The organism is Streptomyces sp. S07_1.15, assembly GCF_020739505.1.
In the GTDB taxonomy this organism is placed as follows: domain Bacteria; phylum Actinomycetota; class Actinomycetes; order Streptomycetales; family Streptomycetaceae; genus Streptomyces; species Streptomyces xinghaiensis.
The window spans coordinates 815,446-839,674 of sequence record NZ_JAJBZK010000001.1 but is presented as its reverse complement, the minus strand read 5'-3'; the positions used below and the strand labels follow the sequence as shown (position 1 = coordinate 839,674).

Below are 24,229 nucleotides of genomic sequence, written 5' to 3'. Positions count from 1 at the left end.
CGCGGTGCCCCGGGGCGGGGTCAGTGGGAGTCGCGGGGGACCTCGTGTCCCCGGCTTCCGCGCAGGAAGCCGAAGTCGGCGCCCCGGTCGGCCTGTTCCACGTGCTGGGTGTAGAGCCAGGCGTAGCCGCCGGCGTACCGCCCGGCGGGTGCCCGCCAGGCCTCCCGGCGCCGGGTGAGCTCGGCGTCGTCCACGTCCAGGCGCAGGGTGCGGTCCGGGACGTCGAGGACGACGGGGTCCCCGTCGCGCACCAGGGCGAGTGGTCCGCCGACGGCGGCCTCGGGCGCCACGTGCAGGACCACCGTCCCGTATCCGGTGCCGCTCATGCGGCCGTCGCAGACGCGCACCATGTCCGTGACGCCGGCCTTCAGCAGCTTGGCGGGGAGCGGGACGTTGGACACCTCGGGCATCCCGGGGTAGCCCTTGGGGCCGGCGTTGCGGATGACGATGACGGTGTTCTCGTCGACATCGAGGTCCGGGTCGTCGGCCACGGCGTGGTAGGCCTCGGGGGAGTCGAAGACGCGCGCCGGGCCGCGGTGGGTGAGCAGGTGCGGGGACGCCGCGGACTGCTTGATCACGGCGCCGTCGGGGCACAGGTTGCCGCGGAGGACGGCGATACCGGTGCCGGCCGGCTGGAAGGGGGCATCGAGGGGGGTGATGACCTCGGAGCCGACGCGCTCGGCGGTCTCGGTGTTCTCGGCGAGGGTGCGCCCGGTGACCGTGATCTGCTCGCCGTGCAGCAGCTCGCCGCCGAGCAGTTCGGCGATGACGGCGGGCAGGCCGCCCGCGTAGCAGAAGTCCTCCATGAGATACCCGCCGCTGGGCATCAGGTTGACCAGGGTCGGCACCGCCCGGACCAGCTCGTCGAAGTCCCGCAGGCCCAGCTCGACGCCGACGCGGCCGGCGATGGCGGTGAGATGGATGATGGCGTTCGTGGAGCCGCCGATGGCCGCGTTGGCCCGGATGGCGTTCTCGAACGCCTCCCGGGTGAGGATCCGCGAGGGGCGCAGCTCCTCCTCCACCATCCGCACGATGCGCTGCCCCGCCGCCTGCGCTGTCTCCATCCGCCGGGAGTCGACCGCGGGCCAGGCCGCCGAGCCCGGCAGCTGCATGCCGAGCGCCTCGGCCATGCAGGCCATCGTGGAGGCGGTCCCCATGGTCATGCAGTGGCCGCTTGAACGGGCCATGCACCCTTCCGCGAAGAAGCACTCCTCCTCGGTCATCCGCCCGGTCTTCAGGTCCTCCTCGAACTTCCACACGTGGGTGCCGGATCCCACGTCCTGGCCGCGGTACTTGCCGTTGAGCATCGGCCCGCCGGTGACCATGACGGCGGGCAGGTCGACGCTGGCGGCGCCCATGAGCATGGCGGGGGTCGTCTTGTCGCAGCCGGACAGCAGCACGACGCCGTCGAGCGGATTGGCCCGGATCAGCTCCTCGACCTCCATGGCCATGAGGTTGCGGTACAGCATGGCGGTGGGGCGCATCAGGGTCTCGCCGGTGGCCATGGTGGGGAACTGGAGGGGAAAGCCGCCCGCCTGCCACACACCGCGCTTGACGGCTTCGGCGACGCGGGTCAGATGGGCGTTGCACGGGGCGAGTTCGGAGGCGCTGGTGGCGATGCCGATGACGGGGCGCCCGTCGAACACCTCGTGCCCGAACCCCTGGTTGCGCATCCAGGAGCGGTACAGCATCCCGCTGCGGCCCTGTGCGCCGAACCACGCCTGGCTGCGGCGGCTCTTCTGCTGACCGTCGGTCATGTGGCACTCCCGTGGCTCTGGCTCCGGCGTACGTGGTGGCGGTGATGGCGGTCCGCTGCGCGACGGGGCGTTGCGCGATGGGGCGTTGCCGGGCGCGGGCCCGCGGGCCGTACCCTGTACCGCAATCATTAAATGATTCGATGAATGGCGTCCAGAGGGCGGGCAGAGATCGTGGAGCAGCACTTCCCGACCATGCACCAGCGCGTGGTCGACGAACTCGGGCGGCGCATCGCCGGTGGCGTGTGGGGGCCGGGATATCCGCTGCCGGTGGAGGACGTGCTCGCGGCCGAGATGGGTGTCAGCCGGGGAGTGGTGCGGGAGGCGGTCAAGGCGCTGGTGGCCAAGGGGATGCTGCGCGTGCGTCCGCGCACCGGCACGCGCGTGCTGCCCCCGGAGCAGTGGAACCACCTGGACCGTGACGTGCTGCGCTGGCGGCAATCCGGGAACGCCACGGCCCTGCTGCGCGACACGAGTGAGCTGCGCCGGATCGTCGAGCCCGGGGCGGCGCGCCTCGCCGCCGAACGGGCCGGACCCGAGCGCGTACGAGCCCTGTACGACTCGCTGGCCGCCATGGAGGCCGCGGCGGCGGACCCCGGCCTCGGCGGCTACGTCGAGGCCGACATCGCCTTCCACCGGGCCCTGCTGGACGCCGGCGGCAACCGTCTCCTCGGCTCGCTGGGCCGCGCCGTCGGCATCGCGCTGGAGCACAGCTTCCTCGTCAGCACCCGGACCCCCGGCGCGGTGGAGGCCTCGCTGCCGCGCCATCGCGCCGTCGTGCGGGCTGTCGAGGCCCGCGATCCCGCGGCCGCGGCGGCCGCCGTCCTGGCCATCATCGAAGCCGCCGAGGAGGAGATCGCCCGCTCCCCCGGCCTGCCGGACGACCCCGTGTGACCTCCCACGGCCGCGAACCGGCAGAGCTGCGGCGGGGCAGCGGCGGGGCAGCGGCGGGGCAGCGACGGGCAAGGGCACGGAAGCGGCCGGCGGCAGCGCGCCGGACGGCGCCCGGGGACGGCCGGATACAGTGCGCGGGGCGGCAGCCCGGCCAGGGAGGGGAAGCGTGACCGACACCAGCGACGCCCGGCCCGCCGAGGAGGAGGTGCGAGCGCCGCGGTCCGGCCGTCTGCTGCACCGCCTGATGCGCTTCATACCCCTGATAGCCCCCCTCCTGCTGTGGGCCGTGCCCTGCTGGGTGCTGCTGTACGGCGGCCAGCGCTGGCCCCTGCCCGTCACGCTCTCCGGTACCGCCCTGTTCGCTCTCGGCCTCGTCGGTGTGCCGCTCGCGATGGCGCGCGGCCACGGCCGGCGCCAGCAGGACCGGGCGGCGATCATCGGTGACACCCTGCTGGGTGCCAGCTGGGTTCTGTTCACCTGGTCCGTGCTGCTCGGGGTCCTCCTGAGGCCCGCCCTGGCCGTGGCCGGCGCCGGCGACAGCCAGGACCGGGCCCGCATCGTCACCTGGGCCGTCCTCTGCACCGCCGCCGTGCTGCTCGCCTGGGGGTACGCCGAGGCCCGCCGCGTGCCCCGCGTGCGCCGGCTGGACGTGCGCCTTCCGCGGCTGGGCGCGGGGCTGGACGGTCTGCGCGTCGCCCTCATCACGGACACCCACTACGGCCCCCTCGACCGCGCTCGCTGGTCGGCCCGCGTGTGCGAGAAGGTGAACGAGCTGGACGCCGACCTGGTCTGCCACACCGGCGACATCGCGGACGGCACGGCCCAGCGCCGCCGCGCCCAGGCCGCCCCCCTCGGCACGGTGCGGGCCACCCGCGCCCGGGTGTACGTCACCGGCAACCACGAGTACTACAGCGAGGCCCAGGGCTGGGTCGACCTGATGGACGAGCTGGGCTGGGAGCCACTCCGCAACCGGCACCTGCTGCTCGAACGCGGCGGCGACACCCTCGTGGTGGCCGGCGTGGACGATGTCACCGCCGATTTCTCCGGCCTGCCGGGCCACGGCGCCCATCTCACCGGCGCTCTGCAGGGCGCCGACCCCGAGCTGCCCGTCCTGCTCCTGGCGCACCAGCCCGCGTTCGTCGACCGGGCGGCGGCCGACGGCGTCGACCTCCAGCTCTCCGGCCACACCCACGGCGGCCAGATCTGGCCCTTCCACCACCTGGTCCGCCTTGACCAGCCCGCCCTCGCCGGCCTCAGCCGCCACGGCGCCCGCACCCTCCTCTACACCAGCCGCGGCACCGGCTTCTGGGGCCCGCCGTTCCGCGTCTTCGCCCCCAGCGAGATCACCCTGCTCGTGCTCCGCTCCCCGCACCCGCCCGCCTCGTCGTAGCACGGAGCGGGTCCGGCACCTCCGCCGTGACTTCATGCTCGAACATCGAGCATCACGTCACGGGACAGCCTTCTATGCCTCGACTGATGCGGCCGATCTGGCGGCCTGCTCGATCTTCGCGCAGTAGGCCGTGCGGGCGTCCTCATCGATCTGCGTCTCGTGTTCGGGGCGCATCCCGGTTCGGCCGTCCACGCCTTCGCGCAGGATGTCGGCGTGCCCGGCATGCCGGTTGGTCTCGCCGAGGACGTGGACCAGGATGGCGAACAGGTTCGTGTCGGCATGAGGCTCCGGCCACCACGGCACGTGGCCCGGGGCGTCGAGGGCAAGCGCGTCGATCGTCGCGTCCGAGTGTTCCCACGTGCGCCGGTAGGACTCGATGATCTGATCGCGCACCTCGTCCTCAGCCGCCCACAGATCGCTGCCGTCGTGGTCCTGCCACCGGGGCAGCGGTTCCGGGGACGGCCGGTCGAAGACCTCGCCCAAGTACCGGGCCTCGACGCCGGCCACGTGTTTGACCAGGCCGAGGAGGTTGGTCCCGGTCACTGTCAAAGGTCGGCGGGCGTCGTACTCGGACAGGCCGTCGAGCTTCCAGAGCAGCGCCTTGCGGTCCCGCCGCAGTCGCCCGTGCAGGCTGTTCTTCGCGAATTCATCGATCATGCGCATGAGCCTGCCACGGGCCACGGGCTACTCGTGGCCTCAAGAACCCGTACGTGGACCGCAACGACCTGCAGTGCTGAAACCCGGCCATGGCCACCGCCCGGGCTCCTGAACAAGCTCGCGGAACTTGCCACGTGAGACAGCCTCTTGGGTATCCGTATGAGCACGGCCCGCGGGCACCACAGCGGCGACGCTCTAATCCTGGCCTCAGGTTGATCGGGGAGAATGAGCGGCAAAACATCGACTGGAAGGGGGCGGGCCGGCGTGCGGATCATGATCGCGGATGATGACCCGGCCATCCGTGCGTCGCTGGAGCGGGTGCTCCAGGTCGAGGGTTACGACACCAGCATCGTCGCCAACGGTCTCGCCGTGCTCGACGGGGTCGGTGGGGCCGGCGGTGACACGCTGGATCTGCTGCTCCTCGACGTGATGATGCCCCGCCTCGGCGGGTTGGAGACCTGCCGGCGGTTGCGGGCCGCGGGCCGGGACCTGCCGGTGCTGATGCTGACCGCCCGTGACCAGGTCTCCGACCGGGTCGCGGGGCTGGACGCGGGCGCCGACGACTACCTGCCCAAGCCGTTCGCCACCGAGGAGTTGCTGGCCCGGGTGCGGGCCCTGCTGCGCCGGCGCACGCCGACCGACGAGGAGTCGCAGATCCTGTCGTTCGCCGACGTCCGGCTCGATCCCGACAGGTTCGAGGCGTGGCGGGGCGGGCGGCCGCTGCGCCTGACCCGGACCGAGTTCTCCCTCCTGCAGGTCCTCGTGTGCAACGCGACCCGGGTCTTGACCCGCGAGGCGCTGTTCGAGGCGATCTGGGGCTTCGGCATGAGCTCCACCGCCAACAACCTCCAGGTATACGTGAGCTACCTGCGCCGCAAGATGGAGGCCGAGGGTGAGCCGCGATTGATCTACACGCTGCGCGGCCTGGGATACACGATGCGGGAGACTCCTCCGTGAGCAGGCCCGCCGGCCGGGAACCGCGCCGGCTGACCCGATGGTGGCGCCGGCGGTCCCTGCGGGCCAGGCTGACGGTGATCGCGGCGACGGCCATCGCGGTCAGCGTGTTCGCGGCCTTTCAGGTGGCCAGCGAGCTACTGGACTGGGAGCTGCGGGACACCGCCGAGAATCAGCTGCGCGCCGACTCCCGCGTCCTGGCGACGAACGCGGAGCGCGCCGGTCTGGCGCAGGTCCAGCTACCGCCGTATCCCGGATCCGGTCGGCTGGTGCGGGTCATCCTGCCCGACGGCTCGATCCGGACGCCGGCCGGCCAACCCGCGCTGCCCCCGGTCAGCGAGCAGGCCGGGCGCGTGGCGCAGGGCGCGTCGGCCGACCTGATGGAGTCGAACGACAGTGACGACGACGGCTACCGCATCTACACGCTGCGGGCGGGCGACGGCGCGGTCCAGGTGGCCCGCGTCGTCGACGACAGCCCGATCAACCGGTTCGGGTTGGGCATGCTGCTGATCGGGCTGCTCTGCGTGGTCGGCGGCGCCCTTGTCGGGCGGACCGTGGCGCGGACCGGGCTGGCACCGATCGACCGGCTGACCGCCGCCGCGGTACGTGTCGCGCATACCCGGGATCTCGACGCCGACATCCCGGATGAGGGCGGCGGGGAGATCCGGCGGCTTATCCAGTCGATCAACGACATGCTCGCCGCGCTCCGGGACTCCCGGCGGGCCCAGCGGCTGCTCGCCGAGGACGCCGCCCACGAGCTCAAGACCCCCCTCACCAGCCTGCGCCTCAACGTCGAGCTGCTGATCCGGCTCGATCGGCGCGGCACCCTGGACAGCGCACTGCCGGCGGAGAGCCGGACCCGACTGCTCAGCGATCTCGGCGCCCAGGTGACCGAGTTGAGCACCCTTGCCGCCGAGCTGACCGACCTGGCGCGCGGTGACGTCAGCGACGAGAGCACCGAGGTGCTCGACCTCGCCGACGTGGTGGTGGCCGCCGCGACCCGGGCGCGTTCCCGCGAGCCCGACATCGAGGTCGCGCTCGACGTGACCTCGGTGTGGGTGAGCGGGCGTCCCGCTGCGCTCCAGCGGGCGGTGCTCAACCTCATCGACAACGCCGGCAAGTGGTCCCCCGCGGACCAGCCGGTCCAGGTCCGGCTCCGTGCCGAGGGCGCATCGGCGGTGCTTGAGGTCGACGACGCCGGGCCGGGCATCGACGCCGCCGACGTACCGCGGGTGTTCGACCGGTTCTACCGTGCCGACAGCGCCCGGGCGTTGCCGGGATCCGGTCTGGGGCTGTCGATCGTGCAGCGGGTCGTCGACGCCCACGGCGGCCGGGCCACCGTCGGCCGCTCCGCACGCGGTGGCGCGCTGCTTCGGGTCGGCCTTCCGGCCGCGGCCCCGCCCGCCCCGGTCGCGCGGCTCACCGCGGGGGAGGACCCCGCGGCGTGCTGACCCGCCCCGGCGGCGCGGCGCAGGACAAGGGACGGCGGCCCTCGGGCATGGCCCCGCGCGGCTCACCACCGGGGCAGGACACCGCGATGCGCCGACCCCGGCCCCGGCGTGTGGCGCAGGATCAAAGGGCGGCGACCGTCGAGCCCATGAAAAAATCCGGGACGGGCCTGGATCCCCGTCCCGGATCTCGTCCGTGCCGCCGCGCTCACCGTTTCAGCGCGGGCTCCTCGTCGTCGGCGAGCGGCTGTTGACCGTCCGGCAGCTCCGCCGCCGGACGGGACAGCCGGCTCGGCCACCAGATCCGGCGGCCGATCAGCAAGGTGAGGGCGGGCACCAGGACCGACCGCACCAGCAGGGCGTCGAGCAGCACGCCGAAGGCGACCAGGAACCCGACCTGGACCAGCATCACCAGCGGAAGTGTGACGAGGACCGCGAACGTGGCCGCCAGGACCAGGCCTGCCGAGGTAATGACGCCACCGGTGGCCGAGAGGGCTTTGAGCATGCCCTCTCCGGTGCCGAGACGCACGGTCTCCTCCCGGGCCCGGCTGGTCAGGAAGATGTTGTAGTCGATGCCGAGCGCCACCAGGAACAGGAATGCCAGCAGCGGCACCGAAGAGTCGATACCCGTGAACCCGAGGATCGTGTCGAAGACGAACACGCTGCCGCCGAAGGCTGCGGCGAATGAGACGATCACGGTGGCCATCAGGACCAGCGGGGCCGGGATCGCGCGCAGCAGCAGCCCGAGGACGATCAGGACGACGGCGAGCACCAGCGGGATCACCGGCTTCTCGTCGCGCTTGGTGGTCACCTCGGTGTCGAGGTTCTCCGCACTCGGCCCGCCGACGATCGCCTCCGCCCCGCTCACCGCGTGCACGGCGGTGCGCACCCGCTTGATCGTGTCGTACTCTGCGACGGTGTCCGGCGCGTCCTTCGGGAACACGGAGATGTTGGCCCAGCCACCGCTGGTCTGCTCCGGGACGGCCATGGCCACACCACGGGTGTCCTTGACGATGTCGAGCACCCGCTCCTGGTGCGCCGGCCGCGTGAAGATCGTCATCGGCTGGCCGCCGAGCTCCGGGAAGTGCCGGCCGAGAACGGTGAAGCCGGTGACCGACTCCGGCGCGGACAGGAACTGGTCCTGCTCCCGCAGGGCGTTGGCGACCTCCGCAGTGGCGTAGTCGGACGGAGGCATCCCTGGAGAGAGGACAGAAGGCGATGAGTGTGGCTGAGAGTTGGTCGCGTGTGATGAGTCTTCTTCGGGAGCACGCGCCGACCGATCACGCGGATCTGCCCGGGCCCGCTACGGAGCAGATGCTCGCGGCAGCCGAAGAACGGATGGGGATCTCCCTGCATGGGGACCTGCGGACCTGGCTGTTGCAGAACAATCTGGATCTGCCGGAGGAAGATTTCGACGACGACGTGATGTGCTGCGGCTTCGACGGGTTCCCCGACGAGGGAAGCTGCTTCCTGGGCATCCGGGCGATGGAGAGGCTCTACGCGAACCGCTCCACGTCCTGCGGATTCGACCCTCCGAACCAGCCGGACTACCCGTTCTGGCGTAACGAGTGGATCCCGTTCCTGTCCGACCAGGACGGCTGGAGTGGAAAGTTCATTGATGTGCGGGACGGGCGCGTCGGCAGCTGGTTTGTGGGTGACCCCACGGTCACGGGCGAGTACGAATCGATGGCCCAGTATTTCGACTCTGTGGCGGAGACGCTGACGAGGATCGCCGGTGGAAGCTCCCGGGTCAGTCGGTTCTCCGAAGGTCGGCTTGTCTGGTCGTGAGACGGTTCCCGACCGGATGACGGCCGTTGCCCATCGGTCCTCACCCTGGAACAGCCATGAGGTTCATCAGCGTTGACGTTCCAGGGTGAGGACGGCTGTGGCGATGACGGTCATGCGATTGGGGCTACAGCGGGGCCTGGCAGAAGATCTGCCAGGACTTCAGCCTTGCGATGCTTCGTTCGACCGGTGCCCGTGCCGCCGACAGGGCCCGGTTGATCGTCTGCTGGGTCATGGTGAGATCCCGGTTCGGGAGCCGTCTGATCGGTGTGGTCACCCAGGGGTCGGCCCCGATATAGGCGCGGTCGGCGAGGACGGGGACGCCCTGGCGTTCGCAGATCCGGATGATGCGGTGGGTGCGGGCGGCGGTCAGGTCGTGGGTGCGGCCGGGCAGGGCGGGTGAGATCCACAGCAGGTTGCCCGCGGGATCGGCCACGACCTGCACGTTCACGCCGTGACGGCGGTGCTTCTGGGAGAAGTCGGCCCGGCTGTCGCCGACGCGGTCGCACTCGGCGAGCGTCCCGTCGAGCAGGACGTAGTACGGATCGGCCTCGCGCAGGACCCGCAGGAGGCCCGGTGCCCGGCCGGACAGGTGCTGGACGACTGCTGTGACGTAGGCATGGGCGGTGCCGACGGATATGCCGAAGCCGGCAGCGATCTGTGCGAGCGTGTCGTGCCGGCGAAGGTAGACCAGGCCCACGAGAGCACGCTGGTGGGGCGGCAGCTTGCAGCGTCGGTCACCCTCACGGGTGACGATGAGCATGGATACCCACTCGACCAGAGCATGAGGCAGGTCGAGTGCGGCAGGATGGGCAACCAACAGGGCTCCTGTGCCGATGGGTTGAGACTTCGAACACCTCCCTCAACGGCACGGGAGCCCTGTGCGTTGCGGACCTCACCCTGACTCGGCCCGGATCACTCGATCAGTGGCCACTCTGAAAGAGCTCACTGTAACGTAATCTGCCATTTCGTAGCTCATTTCGCTGAGAAAACCTGAAGGTGGAATCCCGCGGCTGTAAGCTTAGATGCGTTCACACGCGTCGTTGGGGTGGCTTGCGCTTGGCCTGAAACGTTGGGGGTTTACGTGAACCGAGTGAGCATCTTGGGTTCCTTGGTAGCTGCCGCTATGTTCAGTTTCGTCGGGGGAATAGCTGCGGGCGCCATCAAGGTATCGGACGAGAACGCGCCTTGGATTTTTTCAAGTGCAGGTTTGGCTGCTGTCTTGATGATTGTCTTTGAATATCGCAACCTAGTTCAGTCCGGTGCAGGTCCAAGTTCTTCTGGGGCGTCGGCGCCACTGCGGGCTGGGCTATTTTTAGGAACTGGCACAGTCCTGGGTGGAGGAAGGAAGCGAAAACTTCTCAGCGGGACAATCTCCTGCCTTGTCGGCCTTTTTAGTATGATTTCGCTTTTGGCTTTACGTGATGATCGGCCGCACCTGGATCGGCTGTTCTTGCTGCTTTTTGGTGCCCTCTTGCTCATTTGGGGCATTATTGACTTGATTGGTAAGCGGAAATTAAGGCTGGAGTTCACGGCCACGCATTTGGCGTTGGTTCGGGGCAGGTACATCATGGCTATGCCGTGGTCGGAGATAGACGATGTAAGAATCGTGCCCTTTACTCTGGCGCCGCGGCTTCTTGTTAAGCCTAAGCCGGCGTCCATTTTGCGCACTACGGAGCCCACAATGAGCGCTATTGCGAGGACCGGTTTAATTAGTATCGATCTGCGGGGGACGAAGATCAAAGCTCGCGCTGTTGAGGCTGCGCTACTTCAGTGGAAACCATAATATTCCCGCGCATTCTTCCCGGTCGGCCCTTGACACACAATGAGTTCAACATGACATCAAGACTCACGGCGCAGTGCGCTGGTCCACGCAGACCACCCACAGCGGAGACACGGTGGCCACCACCGCGCCGAGCGGCCCCGGTGGGTGGGCCCGACGAACGCGGCTGTCATCAGGCCGACGGCGAACGTTCGCTGCGACAACGCCACCCCGGTACAGGCCCCGGTTGCGTGCTGCCTGCGCACACACCCACATACCTCGAATCCATGACAGGCCCCGTCCCGGACTACGCCCGGCATATCCGCGATGCCCAGGCTTCCGGACTGCCCGGCGCGCCGGACACCAAGTCGCTGACACGTCTGACTGACGAAGACCTCCGGCAGCGGAACGGCAGCACCGCCTGCCCGACGCGGACCAACGGACACCCCCGCCCGACGGGCTACAGCTGCGACGAGTACCCCTGCCGCTCCACCCGCGAGGGCGCCTACACAGCCAACCTGCCTGACCCGCCCTTTCCGGGCCGCACCTTTGACTGGTGCCAGATTCCCGCCCTGCCGTCCGGCAATGGCCCGGACGGTTGGAGCGCCTGCATGATCCCTGAAGGGCGGAACAGCCAAGGCGGGTCACGGCTGAACTCCTTCTACGTCAACAACCGCGTCATCGACAAAGATCCCTTCTACGTTGAGATCCTCTGACAGGAACAGGTGAAATGAGCCGGTCCGCTGCCGACGTTCCGATGACCGCTGCCGTGCAGGCTGACCACCACTTCTACCTCCTAGCGGAACCGGACACGGTGGCGGCCGAACTCCCGTTGCCGGACAACGGCCTGATCGGCTCGCTGCCGGGCAAGGCGGCGATCTACACGGGCGCCGGCAGCGGACGCGTCACCGTCTCGGTCCGGACACTCCGCACCCCGCCCGCCGCAGTGGAGACCGGGGGATGGGACGAAGTACTGGATCACAGCCTCCACGCTCCGGCCGGGGCGCTGCGCGTCCGCTGCCTGATGGCCGACCCACCCGACCTGCCCTCCCTCAGCCCGTATGGCCCCGGCATCTACCGTGTCCGCGTCCACGCACGCGGGCGTGACACCGCGCCGGACGGTGTGGCCGTCGAGCCGATGGAGGACTACCTCATCCTGACCTGGCCCGAGGACCGCGCCCGCCCGGACGAGCTCCACCGGCAGACCGACCGCTACGGTGCCGGCTGGCGTGCCAGTACGGCCGCGTACCGGGCTCAGCACCACCCCGCCTTCCGGGAACCTGACCAGCAACCCCGCCGGGACCCCGGGCAGCCGCTGCTGCCGCCCCGGCCCCTGACGCCGGAGGAGATCGAGAACATCCGGCGCCACCGCGAGGGCGAACGCGACCGCCCGGCCGTCTCGGAACGGGAGAAACTGCGCCGCGTCCGCGACCGCCGGCGCGACCGCCCGCTGTCCGCGGACTGAGCCCATCGGGGACCGGCGGAGGATTTCGGCCGACGGATGAACCGCGGGTTCCAGGCGCCACGGAGCCTGGGCCCTTCGGTGGCGCTCGGCGCAACGGCTGTTTCGCGGTCTGGCACCGGGCTCGGCGCCGGTGCTCGGAACTCTCATTGACACCACAAGCGAAGAAGCCGGTGAAGTGCGGTGGGGGTTGGCATCTCCGGCCGGGCCTCCACGCTGCTGCCGCCCCTGCTGATCGTCCATGACCAGCAGGTGGTCTGTGTCCCGGGCCCCGGGACGTCACCCCGCCGAACATCCCGCCGGAGCTGGTCACGGCCCTCCAGCCTGGCCCACCAGCTCCTGGCCCTGGACGAGCGGATCAAGGACAACGATCGGGACATCCGCGAGACCTTCCGCGCTGACGAGCGTGCCGAGACCATCGAGTCCCTGCCCGGCATGGACCCCAACCTGGGCGCCGAGTTCGTCGCCATCGTGGGCGACCTGTCCCTCTGCCGTGACGCCGGGCGTCTGGCCCCCACGACGGCCTGACCCCCAGTCGCCCGCGACTCCGGCCGCCGAATCGGCAACCACCACCGGCCCAAGCGTTACAACTGGCGCCTGCGGCACCGCTTCTACCTGGCCGTCCAGACCGCGATGACGCGGCCCGGCCCGTCGCGGGACTACTACCTGAAGAAGCGGTCCGAAGGGCTGCTGCACACCCATGCTCTGCTGTCGCTCGCACGTCGACGCGTCGACGTGCTCTGGGTAATGCTGCGCGACAAGAGGCTGTTCACCCCCGCCCGCCGGTCACGCAGACGGCTTGACACGGTCACTGAGATTCTCCTCGGCGAGGCCGGTGAAGGGGATGGGGCAGCACATGCTCGACGCGCACACGGTCAGGTCGTCGCAGCCCGCCTCCACAGCGGCGGCCAGGGTGGTGCGGATGGTGGTGAGATCTGCGATCTTGGCGTCAACCTCGGCGAGCTTGGCCGCGGCACGGTCCCGGAGCCCGGCCACAGGACGGCCGTGCCGATGGCGGCCGGCCTCCAGAAGTTCGGCGACCTCCTCCAGTGTGAACCCGAGCCGTTGGGCGGCCTTGATCACCCGCAGCGCGGTCACCGCGTCCTCGCTGTAGAGCCGGTGACCGCCGTTGCTGCGTTCCGGCTCGGCCAGCAGGCCGCGCCGCTCGTAGTAGCGCAGCGTCTGGATGTTCACCCCGGCCGCCTCGGCCACCTGCCCGCTGCGCAGCTCCGTGCTCACCGCTGCTCCCCGGCGGCAGCGGTCCGTGCGGCCAAGGCGTCCAGGACCGCCGCGTACGCCTGGTCCACGGAGATGTCCAGCCGGATCAGGTCCTGGCCGGCGGTGGTGGTGAAGGTGAAGAACGAGCAGCAGACGCTCTCGCGCTCCACCAGGTCATGCACCCGGCCCTGGATGCCTTTTCCGGCGGCCAGGTCAAGGCGCAGGTGGAGTGGCTGCGGCCGGGACAGGGAGACCAGCCGCTCGGCGAACAGTGCGTCCCACTCGGCGACCCGCAGGGGCCGTTCCTCGGTGGGCAGGGTGCAGGACTGCGGCACCCAGGCGAGACCACTCATCGCGCTCACTCCCGGTCCTCACGTCCCCGGTGGTGGGGATACCTCCGACGGTAAACCTGTACCTGGGTACCGGTTGCAAGCCCGGCCGTCGGCGGATCAGCGCCGTGCATCTGCTGGAGAGAGCAGGCCGGCCAGCTCGGCGATGGCCCCGGGGAGGGCCTGAAGTACCGGCGGACGTTCTCCGGCTTCTTGTGACGGGACTCCGCCACCAGCATCAGCAGACTCGCCCCCGCCTCGCCGAGGCGGGTCAGGGAGGAGTGCCGGTACTCGTCCAGATCCCAGCCCGTCCCGGGCCCGCGTACGGCGGTGTGCTCCTCCAGCAGCGCGCGGGCCGACCCGTACGACAGCCGGGCGAAGCCGGTGTCCGGGCAGATGTCACGGGGGCTGGAACGAAGGCCAAGGAGCCGAGGGGGCGAGGCGCAGGAGCCCCGGCGGCAGGTCTTCCGCGGCTACGCACGCGATCTGGCCTGGACATGGAGAAGTTCGCCGCGGCACTGGACGACGAGCGCACCACTGTCCGCGTACAGGCCGACCAGGCGGACGGCCTGGCCCTGGGCGTGCAGGGCACACCGACCTTCCTCATCGACCCTTCCTCATCGACGGGCAGACGGTGGCGACCCCGCAGTCCTACGAGGGCGTTCGCCGCGCTGCGGACGAGCGGCTTGCGCAGTGAGGCCCCGCCGGATACGGCACTGCCGGCACGCACCGCCGCGACGAAAGCCTTGCCTGCCTCGTGCCCGCCGTGGTGAACAGGTGGTCACCCTCATGCGTACGGGACTTCGGCGACGCACACTTCCGTCCCAAGGAGTGCTCGATGAACCCTCTCCCGTGCCCCGTCTCCGCCCGTGGCCGTGTCCTGCGCCGCTCGCCGTCATCGTTGCGGACCCTTGCGGCGTCCGTCCTCACGCTGACGGTGATGGTGCTGGTCGGCGGGTGCGGCGGAACCGGCGCAAGCGCCGGCGGGCAGGACTCCGGCACGCCGAGCGCACGTCCACCGGCGGCCCGGCCCGCCAGTGTGGAGGAACTCGCCTCCGCTGTTGACTGCACCGCCGACATCACCACCGACGTCGACGACTACCGCCAGGGAATCTGCACTGCCTCCAAGGCCAGATACGTCTTCGTCAGCTTCACCACGGCCAAGGGGCAGCGGGACTGGCTCGAGTACGCGCAAATGTACGGCGGCGTCTATCTGGTGGGCAACCGATGGGTGGTTGCGGCCGATCCGAAGAAGTACCTGGACAGGGCTCGGGAGAAGCTCGGCGGAACCATCGAGAAGACGGCGGCCTTCGGAGCCGACCCCACCGTTTCATCGCCCTCCACCGCACCGCGGCCTTCGGTGGGCAACGGCCCCTGACGCGGCATCGGCGGATCTGCCGCCGACCCAAGGTGCTCGGCTTGACCGTCCACCAGTTTGACGTTTCGCCCACCCGTGGCCGGTCGATCCCCCTCGGAGGTAACTGAAGGTACTGACTCCTTCATTATGAGCTTCGACCCGGGTGCGCGGCAGGCGTGCCGGCTGCGCGGGCAGAGCCGGTCGGCGCCTGAACCACCACCGTGGTGGGGGCGAGCACGCCGTCCCCACCACGGCTCCCACCGGCTGCCTGAGCAGTGCGGCCGGAACAACACCACACCGCCGCCCGGAACAGGCCATCGCCAGGACGGGACGGTCGCTGATGTCGCCGGCGAGGCGATGCCCTCTTCTCACCGTCCTCGACGGGCGGAGCGGTTGGTGTTCCGCGGGCAGGGGCCGCCGCGCCGGAGACCCTCGGTCGTTGCCGAGCCGGTCTCTCGTCCTTCCGGAGATCTTTTATGTTTGTGCAGGTCATAGGCTCTTTATCGGTGATGACAACGGTCACCGATGCAGCCTTTGCCCCATTGGTGCACTGTGTGTTTCTCTGCCGGAGACAGTCACCGGAACCGGGGGAGGACTCGCGGTCATGGGCGGACAGCATCACGGAGTGGGCGATCACGCGGCGGGCCGGCATCGGTGGCGGCTGGGGGTGTCCTTCGCCCTGATCGGTTCCTTCTTCGTGGTCGAGCTGATCTACGGGCTGCTGTCGGGGTCGCTCGCGCTGCTGTCGGATGCCGGGCACATGGCCGCCGACGTGGTGGCGCTGGGCGCGGCGCTGTTGGCGACCCGGCTCGCCACCCGGCCGGACTCCACTGGTCGGCGCACCTACGGCTCCTACCGGGCGGAGGTGTTCGCATCCCTGCTGTCGGTGTTGCTGATGCTCGGGGTCGCGGTCTACGTGGTCGTCGAAGCAGTGGGCCGGATCGGTGAGGGTGCCGAGGTCGCCTTCGGGCCGATGCTCGTGGTCGGGGCGATCGGACTGGCCGTCAACGTGGCGGCTCTGATGCTGCTGCGGTCAGGGGCGTCGGAGAGCCTGAACGTCAAGGGCGCCTACCTGGAAGTGGTGGCCGATACCGCCGGCTCGGTCGGGGTGATCGTGGCGGGGTGGCTGGTGGCCGCGACCGGCCGGCCGGTCTGGGACACCCTGATCGCCCTGGCGATCGGAACGTTCGTGGCGGTCCGCGCCGTCGTGCTGGGCCGGGAGGTCTTCGCCGTCCTGGGGCAGCATGCGCCGACAGGTATGGAACCGGCCACCGTGGCCGATGACCTGGCCAAGGTCGGCGGGGTCCGTGAGGTGCACGACCTGCACCTGTGGACACTGACGTCGGGCATGCACGTGGCCACCGCCCACCTGGTCACCGCCGACCTCGCCGACGGCCACGCCGTTCTCGACCGGGCCCGCGATCTGCTGCGTGAGCGCCATGGCGTCGCCCATGCGACCTTGCAGGTCGAACCGGCCGACCACATCGGCTGCGACCGGGTCGGCTGGTAGGCAGAGCCGGTTCGTGACGGACCTCGCCCGCGAGTCGGACCGCGAGCGGTCCGGTCCGTGATCCTGCGGCGGCCGAAGCGAGTTGGCGGACGCGGCGCGAGAGCGGACAGAGCCCTTGCTGTCACGGACGGACGGACGGACGGGCGCGGCCGTCCGTGACGTGACCATCATCAGGTGGTGAGCGGCGCGCTGTGGCGGCCGCGAACCGGGGCGCCGTGGCGGCGACCGGACCTGCCGCGGCCGGTCATGGTGACGACGGCGACGCAGGCAGCGAACTGCTGATCCAGCTCAGGTACCCCGGACAGGCACGGAACGGGAGCCGCGCCGTATCCACCAGCCCGTTTGGCTTACGGCCACTACCGAGGCGGCCGGCGGGACTGCCCGCAACGGCCACCGGACACAGCCGGACCCGGCCGCGGACAGTCGGGAACTGTACGCGTGGTGTACGGGCGAAAGCCCTGCCGAGCCGGTGGCCGATACGGCAGGATCCCCGCACTGTCCGGTGACACCGGCCGCCGGAGCCGGCGCGGGAAGGAGCACGGCAGATGCTCGGCAAGATCAGCGATAGGCAGTGGGAGGTCCTGGAGCGCCTCGCGGAGGCAGAACGGGCCGCCGAGACGGTACGCCAGTGCTGGATCCCGGTCAGCGGCGTGGTGGACGGCCACGCGGTACGGGCCCTGGAATGGGTCGGGCTGGCCACCACCGCGCCGGCCGAAGAAGCCCTCACCCCCGACGCCTCCCGCCCCGCCCCCACACGGGCCACCCGCATCACCCCCGACGGCCTGGACGCCCTGGCCTGGCGACACGGCCGCACCCACACCACCCCGCCCTCCCCGGCCTGGGCGGCCAAGGCAACCGACCCCGCCTGGCGCGAGATCGCCCTCCAACCCGCCGAGATGCTGCTGCTGCGCCGCTACGCCCATCTCGTCCCCGACCTGACCGGCGCCCCGGCACCGGCCGAAACCCTGTGGGAGGCGCTGACGGAGGCCCACTTCGACCGCGATGCCAACCGCTGGCGCCTCCAGCTCGACGACACGGGCCTCGCCGGCCTGGCCCACGCGGTCCACCTGGAGGCACTCGTCGGCGGCGTCACCCACCGCAACCGCCTGCGCCGCGCCTACGACCTCGACCACCCCCACCCCATCCCCGCCACGTCCTTCACCGCGGCCGCGACGGCAGTGGTGAGCCTGGAGTGACCCGGAGCGGTTCACGCCGTCAGCCGCCCGCCGTCCACGTCGTGCAGGACGGCCCGGGTGACCCGGCCCTCGCCCGGGTCCGCCAGCCGTGCCACGCGCGGTGAACGGGGCGAGAATGCGGCGGGTTTGGCGTGTCCGGACACGAAGGTCCCGAATCCGTGGCCGGAGCGATTCGGCGGCATCCGGCTCCGGACCGGCACGGTGAAAGCGTGCTGATTTCTCGCACTATCCGAATGTAGTATCCTGCGCCGTTTTATTCGTGGTATTACCATTCGGGGTCAGGGTGAAACGGCGCAATGATGCATTGGGGGGAAGTGCGACCTCACGGAGGATTCTCCGTCAGCGCTACTGTGCTTCTTTTCGATTGTCCCGGAACCGGTTGACGATGCCGAAATGGGCGCACCATAAACACGTCTGTGCGGGCCGGACTTCGGCCCGGCAGTGATCAGACGGGAGATTGCACATGGCTCAGGAAGTCGTGGCCACGTTTGCTGGTCCACTCAACTCGTTCTCCGTCAGCCTCACCATCAACAATGGAAGCGGCGCGCAGGTTCAGTCGTTCGGTATCAGCGGCCGTACCGCCAAGTTCCCCATCACGTGGGACAGTATGGGCAGCTTCTCCGGTCCCGCGACGCTCACCAGCACGGTCGGCGTGAACACCGAGGTGGTGATCGCCAACTTCTCCGGTTTCGCCCCCGGGGAGCAGGTGGCGTTCAGCGGAATAGACCCCGACTTCACCGGCTCCTCGTCGGCCGGGGTGCGCGTCCTCGACATCGCCGGGTCCCGGGCCTACGTCCTCTTCTCCGACGGAACGACGGCCTTCGGTGAGTTCGAGGCCACCACTGCGGGAACGCTTCGGGCGGTGATGTCGAAGTAGCCGGACCGTCGGGCAGGCGAAAGGCCGATGAGGAAACCCGGGGGCCTCCTTGGCCTTTTCGTCATGGAATTCGGTGGGCTCCTTGCGGGCAGCGGGATTCATTCCGGGTGAAACGGCTCGCGCCGGCCTTCCTGACCGCCCTCGTCGCCGGGGTGATGACGACGAGGGCGCCGCCGTTCCACAGCCGCTCGCTCAGCGAGTGAAGGATGCGGCCCCTGTCCTTCACGGCTTCGCCGGGCAGGGCCGGACGCCGTACCTGACGGTGTCCCGCGCCATGCGCTGACGGTCCGTGCGCCGGGTGGTAAGTGGCGAGCGGCGAGTGTGAGAGAGCAGCGTGTCCCGCCCCGTCCCCGCCCGGTGCTACAGTTGTGAACGATCGATCTCGATCGCAGGGTTGTTACTCTCCGAGGACGCCACCGTCGTTGCCCCGCGCGACGCCACGGCGGTGTACCGCTTGAGGAGAGGCAAGGCCTGGGTAGCGCCGCGTGCGCGACCCGGGCCTTTTTCGTTGCCTGAATCCGGGCGGGAGAGATCGCGGACCTACGCAGGACGGCAGGGACCAGGGATGCAGGGACGCATCATGAACACACCAACACCGGGCATCGACGGGCTGGCGGAGGAGATCCTCCGTGACGTCGGTGGAGCGGAGAACATCGAGAGCCTCACACACTGCGCGACGCGGCTGCGCTTCCAGCTCCATGACGGCAGCAAGGTCGACCAGGCCGCGCTCGACGCCCTCGACGGCGTCATGGGCACGGTGCCGCAGTCCGGAGACCGCTTCCAGATCGTGATCGGCGGCGCTGTCGCGAACGTCCACTCGAAGATCATCAACTTGCCGTCGATGAGCCGCTCCGGCGCGGCGCGCCCGAAGTCCGACGCGGAGGTCAAGGCCGCGGTTCGCGCCAAGAGCCGGGGCCGCTTCGCCTGGCTCGACAACTTCTTCGAGTACCTCTCCGACTCGTTCCGCCCGCTGCTCGGCGTGCTGCTGGGCGCCTCGCTGATCATCGCGATCGCCTCGGTCCTGGATGCCCTGGGCGTGGTCGACTTCCGTGCCGAGGACAAGTCGGCCACCTGGGTGTTCGTCGACGCGATGTGGCGCTCGGTGCTGTACTTCCTGCCGATCATGGTCGCCTACAACGCGGCCAAGAAGCTGCAGATCGACCCGTGGGTGGGCGCCACGGTGATGGCCGCGGTGATGACCCCGAACTTCACGGGGATGCTCAACCCCGACTCCGGCATCCCGGGCGTCACCTGTTCCACCAACTCCACGCTGGGCACCCAGCAGTGCGTGGCGGACGTTTTCGGCCTGCCGCTCCAGCTCAACGACTATGGCGGCCAGGTGTTCGTACCGCTGCTGATGGTCGCTCTGCTCGCCCTGGTCCACAAGGGTCTGCAGCGCGTGTTCCCCGAGAACATCCAGCTGGTCTTCGTGCCGTTCTTCAGCATGCTGATCATGATCCCGGTGACCGCCTTCCTCGTCGGCCCCCTGGGGGTCTGGGCCGGCAACGGCATCGGGGAGGGCCTGGCCTGGCTGAACGACAACGCCCCGCTCGTCTTCGCGATCTTCATCCCGCTGCTGTACCCGTTCCTGGTGCCGCTGGGCCTGCACTGGCCGCTGAACGCGCTGATGCTCCAGAACATCAACACCATCGGCTACGACTTCATCCAGGGCCCGATGGGCGCCTGGAACTTCGCCTGCTTCGGTGCGACCGCGGGCGTACTGCTGCTCTCGATCCGCCACCGCGAGCCGCTCATGCGCCAGACCGCCACCGGCGCCCTGGCCGCGGGCCTGTTCGGCGGCATCTCCGAACCGTCGCTGTACGGCATCCACCTGCGCTTCAAGCGGATCTACCCGCGCATGCTCGTGGGCTGCCTGGTGGGCGGTGTGATCGTGGGCGTCCTGGGCGGCGTGGACACCGAGGTATTCGCCTTCACCTCTGTGCTGACCATCCCGGTCTTCTCCCCGGTGGGCGTCTACCTCATCGCGATCACGGCGGCCTTCGTCACCTCGATGGTGCTCGTCTACCTTTCCGACTACCGCACTCGCGAGGAGCGCGCCCAGGCCAACGCTGAGCGCGACGCCGCCGAGGCCGCCGCCCGCGGTGCGGCCACCGACGCCGACGCCGACATTGACACCGACACCGACCGTGAAACCGCAGCGGCCGACGACCGTGAACTGGTCACCGTCGGCGCCGCGTACGCGGAAGCCACCGCCGATGCCACGGGCCCCGCCACCGCCGCCCCGCGCGGCGCACCCACCGGCACCGCTTCCGGCGCTCCCGCCGCGAACAGCACCGCCCTCTGCGCGCCGGTCGCGGGCCGCGTGACCGGCCTCGACAAGGTCGAGGACCCGGTCTTCTCCTCCCGCGCGCTCGGTGAGGGCGTGGGCATTGAGCCGGCTGACGGCCGTGTCGTCGCCCCGGTCGACGGCGAGCTGATCACTGTCGCGGACACCGGCCACGCCTTCGGTATCCGCACCACGCACGGCATCGAGGTGCTCATCCACATCGGCATCGACACGGTACAGATGCAGGGCGAGGGCTTCGACGTGCACGTCGCGCCCGGCCAGCGGGTCAGCTCCGGTGACCTCCTGGCCGAGGTTGACCTCGACGCCATACGCGCCGCGAACCACCCGACCGTTACCCTCATGACCGTCCTGAACACCGCGGATCTCGCCGCGGTGGAGCCGCACACCGGGCAGGACGTCACCGCCGGTGCCCTCGTGGTGACCGTACGGCGGTGATGTCCCGCTGCCGGTCCGGCGCGCGCACGCCCCTTGGCATGATGGGCGCGCCGGACCGGAAGACGCAGGACGGGGCACGGACAGGAGGGGGACGGCGGTGAAGGTACTGCGGGTCCTCAACAACAATGTGGTCCTCGCACGTGATGAGAAGGGCCAGGAGGTCATCCTCACCGGACGCGGCATCGGCTTCAGCTCCAGCCAGGGCAAGCCTGTCGATGCCGCGCTGGTGAAACGGGTCTTCGTCCCGGCCGATGGCCGTGACCCCGGCCACCTGGCCGAGGCTCTCGCCCTCATCAGCGAGGAGGTACTCCACGCTGTCGTGACCGCTCTCGGCGAGGTCGGCATCGAAGAGCGCGAGTCCACCCGCCCCACCCTCGCCATCGCCGTCGCCGACCACATCGCCGGCGCGCTGGAGCGGGCCGCGCAAGGTATCGCCATCGAGTACCCGCTGCGCGACGAGGTCCAGACCCTGTACGCCACCGAGTACGCCCAGGCGCAGCGCCTGCTGCGCGCCATCAACGAGCGCCTGACCCCGGAACTGGATGCGTCCGAGGCGACCGCGCTCGCGCTGCACCTGGTCAACGCGGGCTTCGTCTCCGGCGATCTGTCCTTCACGTACACGATGACCGGGGTCATACAGCAGATGCTCGCCGTGGTGCGGGAGCGCTACAGCCTGGGTGCCTTCGACGCGTCCATGGGCGCGGCGCGGTTCATCACCCACGTGCGCTACCTCTTCGTGCGTATCCAGCAGCGGCAGCAGCTCAAGGGCCAGGAGTCCACGATCGGCAAGGGCATCCGCCAGCACTACCCGGAGGCGACCCGCACCGCGCAGCAGTTGGCGACGATCGTCGAACTGCGTCTGGGACAGCAACTGAGCGAGGACGAGGTTTCCTACATGGCACTCCATGTGGCCCGCATGACCATGGACGCCAACGGCACCGCCACGTAGAAGCCGTCAAGGAACAACGCGTTGCTTCACGGAGACGAACCCGCTCGGGATCGCGGCAGCCAGGTCAGGTGGGCCGGGTCGGGCCCCTGAGCGGCGCCGGGAACGCCACGATCCCCCGAGGGGTTCCGCCAACGGGGACCTGCGGATTCGTGAGCGGCTCCGGGGTGTTCGCAGAACTCTCGCAACTGGTCGTGTGTGAGAGGGACGTGGCTCTGCTTCTTCGGCTTCTTCGGCTTCTTCGGCGTGCGGGCGGACCCGGCCGCACGCCGGGAGGTCACGCCGGGGCCGTGGCGGTGTGCGATTCCTGGGACGCGAGGACTGCGGGCATGTTGGCCTCGATGTGGCCGATGAAGGCCATGAGGTGGTCGGCGGTGGTTTCCCCCAGGGGCGTGAGGGAGTAGTTGACGCTCGGGGGCATTGCGGTGAGGACCTCGCGGCTGACGAAGCCGTCGCGCTCCAGGGCCTGGAGCGTCTGGGCGAGCATCTTCTCGCTGACTCCGTCGATGCGCCGACGCAGGGCGTTGAAGCGCGCGGGCCCCTTGCGCAGACCTGCGAGGACCAGGACGCCCCAGCGGCCCGTGAGGTGGTCCAGGACCTGGCGGGAGGGACAGTGCTTGGCGAAGACGTCGAACTCCAGCGCGGCCGCCTGGCGCTCGTCCTCGGTGGACGGCTCGTTCATGGGTACCTCCTTCTCCTTCACGTTACCTCGAACACAGCGCGGTGTAAAAGTTTGCACTAACTATTAGTTAGCGTACGGTGAGGGAGCCGGGAGTCGCCCGGCCCCCTCCCTCACCACACGAAGGAATTGGTCATGATCGTCGTCACCGGTGCCACCGGACAGTTCGGCCGCCAGGTCATCGAACACCTGCTTCAGCGCGGGGTGCCCGCCGACCGGATCGCCGCCGCGGTGCGCACCCCCGCCAAGGCCGCGGACCTCGCCGCCCAGGGCGTCGACATCCGCCTGGCCGACTACGACAGGCCCGAGACCCTGCTCACCGCCTTCGCCGGTGCCGACAAGCTCCTGCTCGTCTCCTCGACCGGCCCGGACGACGCCCGCGTTGCCCAGCACCGCGCGGCCGTCGAGACGGCGGCCAAGGCCGGTGTCGGCCTGATTGCCTACACGTCGGTCATCGGAGCCCCTGCCAATCCGCTGGGCCTGGCGCGCGTACACCGCGACACCGAGCAGGCCATCGCCGACTCCGGCCTGCCCGCAGTGCTGCTGCGCAACGGCTGGTACACCGAGAACTACACCGCAGCCCTCCCCGAGGCCGTTGAGCGCGGCGCTCTTGCGGGCAGCGCGGGCCGAGGGCGGATCGCCTCCGCCGCCCGCGCGGACTTCGCCGAAGCCGCCGCCGTGGTCCTCACCCGCGACGACCAGGCCGGAAAGGTCTACGAGCTCACCGGTGACACCGCCTGGTCGCTGCCGGAGCTGGCTGCCGAGAGCGCCGCGCAGTCGGGCAGGCCGGTCACCTACACGGACCTGCCCGCCGAGCAGTACCGGCAGATCCTCGCCGGGGCCGGGCTGCCCGACTTCGTCACCGACCTGATCGTCGACGCCGACGTGCAGGTCTCCCACGGCGCGCTGGCCGGTGTCACCGCCGACCTGAGAGGACTCCTGGGGCGGCCGACCACCCCGCTGTCCACCGTCGTCACCCAGGCCCTCGCGGCCTGACATCCGCCGCACAGCCCCCTGGCATCCGTACGGACGCAAGGAACGGCACGGCCTTGCGCGTGGAGATCTGGGGCGACGTCGTCTGCCCCTGGTGCTGCATCGGCACCGCCCGCTTCGAGAAAGCCCTGGCCGGCTTCGCACACCGCGACCAGGTACGGGTGGTCGACGTGGCCGAGGCCATGCACTGGTTCTCCGACCGCTGGATCCACTGGGGCTACTGGCCCCGGGTATTCACCCTGTCCAGCAACGCCGCCGCCGAGCTGGCCGATCAC

The 24,229-nt window shown here is 69.9% G+C and carries 21 protein-coding genes and 5 pseudogenes; 17 read left to right on the top strand and 9 right to left on the bottom strand.

What is annotated here, in order from left to right:
* Positions 1-20 precede the first annotated feature (20 nt).
* The gene (locus LIX60_RS03590; RefSeq protein ID WP_227957160.1) at positions 21-1,757 is read right to left on the bottom strand and encodes an IlvD/Edd family dehydratase; all 1,737 of its coding nucleotides are present in this window, start codon (positions 1,755-1,757) and stop codon (positions 21-23) included.
* 144 nt (positions 1,758-1,901) lie between these two features.
* Here LIX60_RS03590 and LIX60_RS03585 point away from each other — a divergent pair, with 144 nt between their 5' ends.
* Positions 1,902-2,648 carry a FadR/GntR family transcriptional regulator gene (locus LIX60_RS03585; protein ID WP_227957159.1) on the top strand — a complete coding sequence of 249 codons (747 nt, stop codon included), beginning with the start codon at positions 1,902-1,904 and terminating at the stop codon, positions 2,646-2,648.
* A 166-nt stretch (positions 2,649-2,814) separates the two neighbouring features.
* Complete coding sequence (locus LIX60_RS03580; protein ID WP_227957158.1) at positions 2,815-4,038, top strand: metallophosphoesterase; 1,224 nt, start codon at positions 2,815-2,817, stop codon at positions 4,036-4,038.
* A 72-nt stretch (positions 4,039-4,110) separates the two neighbouring features.
* Here LIX60_RS03580 and LIX60_RS03575 read toward each other — a convergent pair whose 3' ends face one another.
* On the bottom strand, positions 4,111-4,695 hold the full coding sequence (locus LIX60_RS03575) for a DinB family protein (RefSeq protein ID WP_227957157.1): 585 nt from the start codon (positions 4,693-4,695) through the stop codon (positions 4,111-4,113).
* Between the two features lie 264 nt (positions 4,696-4,959).
* Between LIX60_RS03575 and LIX60_RS03570 the strand changes: the two genes are divergently transcribed.
* Positions 4,960-5,652 (top strand): response regulator transcription factor, encoded by a 693-nt coding sequence (locus tag LIX60_RS03570; RefSeq protein ID WP_308101084.1) that lies wholly within the window; start codon positions 4,960-4,962, stop codon positions 5,650-5,652.
* Positions 5,649-7,100 (top strand): HAMP domain-containing sensor histidine kinase, encoded by a 1,452-nt coding sequence (locus tag LIX60_RS03565; protein ID WP_227957155.1) that lies wholly within the window; start codon positions 5,649-5,651, stop codon positions 7,098-7,100. The genes LIX60_RS03570 and LIX60_RS03565 overlap by 4 nt, the downstream gene beginning before the upstream one ends.
* A gap of 205 nt (positions 7,101-7,305) precedes the next feature.
* Here LIX60_RS03565 and LIX60_RS03560 read toward each other — a convergent pair.
* Positions 7,306-8,253: pseudogene (locus LIX60_RS03560) on the bottom strand (MMPL family transporter); the annotation flags it as partial.
* Positions 8,254-8,315: 62 nt separating this feature from the next.
* Here LIX60_RS03560 and LIX60_RS03555 point away from each other — a divergent pair.
* On the top strand, positions 8,316-8,885 hold the full coding sequence (locus LIX60_RS03555) for an SMI1/KNR4 family protein (protein ID WP_227957154.1): 570 nt from the start codon (positions 8,316-8,318) through the stop codon (positions 8,883-8,885).
* 66 nt (positions 8,886-8,951) lie between these two features.
* Here the strand turns inward: LIX60_RS03555 and LIX60_RS03550 are convergent.
* A pseudogene (locus LIX60_RS03550) lies at positions 8,952-9,702 on the bottom strand (transposase family protein).
* 273 nt (positions 9,703-9,975) lie between these two features.
* Here LIX60_RS03550 and LIX60_RS03545 point away from each other — a divergent pair.
* The 4 genes and pseudogenes from LIX60_RS03545 to LIX60_RS03530 all read left to right on the top strand — a co-directional run.
* Positions 9,976-10,668, top strand: coding sequence for a hypothetical protein (locus LIX60_RS03545; RefSeq protein WP_227957153.1), 693 nt, complete (start codon positions 9,976-9,978; stop codon positions 10,666-10,668).
* A gap of 263 nt (positions 10,669-10,931) precedes the next feature.
* Entirely contained in the window at positions 10,932-11,360 is a 429-nt protein-coding gene (locus LIX60_RS03540; RefSeq protein ID WP_227957152.1) for a hypothetical protein, read from the top strand.
* 14 nt (positions 11,361-11,374) lie between these two features.
* Entirely contained in the window at positions 11,375-12,109 is a 735-nt protein-coding gene (locus tag LIX60_RS03535; protein ID WP_227957151.1) for a hypothetical protein, read from the top strand.
* Positions 12,110-12,355: 246 nt separating this feature from the next.
* Positions 12,356-12,909 (top strand): annotated as a pseudogene (locus LIX60_RS03530) (transposase); the annotation flags it as partial.
* Here LIX60_RS03530 and LIX60_RS03525 read toward each other — a convergent pair.
* The 3 genes and pseudogenes from LIX60_RS03525 to LIX60_RS03515 form a co-directional block, all read right to left on the bottom strand.
* Positions 12,893-13,345: a MerR family transcriptional regulator gene (locus LIX60_RS03525; protein ID WP_227957150.1), complete on the bottom strand. Its 453-nt coding sequence runs from the start codon at positions 13,343-13,345 to the stop codon at positions 12,893-12,895. The pseudogene LIX60_RS03530 and the gene LIX60_RS03525 sit on opposite strands and share 17 nt — an antisense overlap.
* Positions 13,342-13,677: a hypothetical protein gene (locus LIX60_RS03520; RefSeq protein ID WP_227962610.1), complete on the bottom strand. Its 336-nt coding sequence runs from the start codon at positions 13,675-13,677 to the stop codon at positions 13,342-13,344. Before LIX60_RS03520 ends, LIX60_RS03525 begins: the two co-directional genes overlap by 4 nt.
* A gap of 96 nt (positions 13,678-13,773) precedes the next feature.
* Positions 13,774-14,063, bottom strand: a pseudogene (locus LIX60_RS03515) (site-specific integrase); the annotation flags it as partial.
* Positions 14,064-14,491: 428 nt separating this feature from the next.
* On the opposite strand from LIX60_RS03515, the gene LIX60_RS03505 reads away from it, so the two are divergent.
* The 3 genes from LIX60_RS03505 to LIX60_RS03490 all read left to right on the top strand — a co-directional run bounded on the left by LIX60_RS03505 (position 14,492) and on the right by LIX60_RS03490 (position 17,716).
* On the top strand, positions 14,492-15,031 hold the full coding sequence (locus LIX60_RS03505) for a hypothetical protein (protein WP_227957149.1): 540 nt from the start codon (positions 14,492-14,494) through the stop codon (positions 15,029-15,031).
* A 604-nt stretch (positions 15,032-15,635) separates the two neighbouring features.
* Positions 15,636-16,520, top strand: coding sequence for a cation diffusion facilitator family transporter (locus LIX60_RS03500; RefSeq protein WP_227957148.1), 885 nt, complete (start codon positions 15,636-15,638; stop codon positions 16,518-16,520).
* Positions 16,521-17,065: 545 nt separating this feature from the next.
* Positions 17,066-17,716 (top strand): DUF6417 family protein, encoded by a 651-nt coding sequence (locus LIX60_RS03490; RefSeq protein WP_227957147.1) that lies wholly within the window; start codon positions 17,066-17,068, stop codon positions 17,714-17,716.
* Between the two features lie 11 nt (positions 17,717-17,727).
* Here LIX60_RS03490 and LIX60_RS31375 read toward each other — a convergent pair whose 3' ends face one another.
* Entirely contained in the window at positions 17,728-17,859 is a 132-nt protein-coding gene (locus LIX60_RS31375; RefSeq protein ID WP_265584789.1) for a hypothetical protein, read from the bottom strand.
* 320 nt (positions 17,860-18,179) lie between these two features.
* Between LIX60_RS31375 and LIX60_RS03485 the strand changes: the two genes are divergently transcribed.
* The 3 genes from LIX60_RS03485 to LIX60_RS03475 all read left to right on the top strand — a co-directional run bounded on the left by LIX60_RS03485 (position 18,180) and on the right by LIX60_RS03475 (position 22,285).
* The gene (locus LIX60_RS03485; RefSeq protein ID WP_227957146.1) at positions 18,180-18,593 is read left to right on the top strand and encodes a hypothetical protein; all 414 of its coding nucleotides are present in this window, start codon (positions 18,180-18,182) and stop codon (positions 18,591-18,593) included.
* A gap of 580 nt (positions 18,594-19,173) precedes the next feature.
* A complete protein-coding gene (locus LIX60_RS03480) occupies positions 19,174-21,336 on the top strand; it encodes a glucose PTS transporter subunit IIA (protein WP_227957145.1) in 2,163 nt (720 codons plus the stop codon).
* 97 nt (positions 21,337-21,433) lie between these two features.
* Positions 21,434-22,285 (top strand): PRD domain-containing protein, encoded by an 852-nt coding sequence (locus LIX60_RS03475; RefSeq protein ID WP_227957144.1) that lies wholly within the window; start codon positions 21,434-21,436, stop codon positions 22,283-22,285.
* Positions 22,286-22,559: 274 nt separating this feature from the next.
* Here LIX60_RS03475 and LIX60_RS03470 read toward each other — a convergent pair whose 3' ends face one another.
* The gene (locus LIX60_RS03470) at positions 22,560-22,964 is read right to left on the bottom strand and encodes a helix-turn-helix domain-containing protein (RefSeq protein ID WP_227957143.1); all 405 of its coding nucleotides are present in this window, start codon (positions 22,962-22,964) and stop codon (positions 22,560-22,562) included.
* 132 nt (positions 22,965-23,096) lie between these two features.
* Between LIX60_RS03470 and LIX60_RS03465 the strand changes: the two genes are divergently transcribed.
* Positions 23,097-23,957 (top strand): SDR family oxidoreductase, encoded by an 861-nt coding sequence (locus LIX60_RS03465; RefSeq protein ID WP_227957142.1) that lies wholly within the window; start codon positions 23,097-23,099, stop codon positions 23,955-23,957.
* 53 nt (positions 23,958-24,010) lie between these two features.
* Positions 24,011-24,121, top strand: a pseudogene (locus LIX60_RS03460) (DsbA family oxidoreductase); the annotation flags it as partial.
* Between the last annotated feature and the right edge of the window lie 108 nt (positions 24,122-24,229).

Coding starts and splice junctions, on each gene's coding strand:
- LIX60_RS03590 (WP_227957160.1), bottom strand. CDS start 1,757: ATGACCGACGGTCAGCAGAAGAGCCGCCGCAGCCAGGCGTGGTTCGGC.
- LIX60_RS03585 (WP_227957159.1), top strand. CDS start 1,902: ATGGCGTCCAGAGGGCGGGCAGAGATCGTGGAGCAGCACTTCCCGACC.
- LIX60_RS03575 (WP_227957157.1), bottom strand. CDS start 4,695: ATGATCGATGAATTCGCGAAGAACAGCCTGCACGGGCGACTGCGGCGG.
- LIX60_RS03555 (WP_227957154.1), top strand. CDS start 8,316: ATGAGTGTGGCTGAGAGTTGGTCGCGTGTGATGAGTCTTCTTCGGGAG.
- LIX60_RS03540 (WP_227957152.1), top strand. CDS start 10,932: ATGACAGGCCCCGTCCCGGACTACGCCCGGCATATCCGCGATGCCCAG.
- LIX60_RS03535 (WP_227957151.1), top strand. CDS start 11,375: ATGAGCCGGTCCGCTGCCGACGTTCCGATGACCGCTGCCGTGCAGGCT.
- LIX60_RS03520 (WP_227962610.1), bottom strand. CDS start 13,677: ATGAGTGGTCTCGCCTGGGTGCCGCAGTCCTGCACCCTGCCCACCGAG.
- LIX60_RS03505 (WP_227957149.1), top strand. CDS start 14,492: ATGAACCCTCTCCCGTGCCCCGTCTCCGCCCGTGGCCGTGTCCTGCGC.
- LIX60_RS03490 (WP_227957147.1), top strand. CDS start 17,066: ATGCTCGGCAAGATCAGCGATAGGCAGTGGGAGGTCCTGGAGCGCCTC.
- LIX60_RS03485 (WP_227957146.1), top strand. CDS start 18,180: ATGGCTCAGGAAGTCGTGGCCACGTTTGCTGGTCCACTCAACTCGTTC.
- LIX60_RS03480 (WP_227957145.1), top strand. CDS start 19,174: ATGAACACACCAACACCGGGCATCGACGGGCTGGCGGAGGAGATCCTC.
- LIX60_RS03470 (WP_227957143.1), bottom strand. CDS start 22,964: ATGAACGAGCCGTCCACCGAGGACGAGCGCCAGGCGGCCGCGCTGGAG.
- LIX60_RS03465 (WP_227957142.1), top strand. CDS start 23,097: ATGATCGTCGTCACCGGTGCCACCGGACAGTTCGGCCGCCAGGTCATC.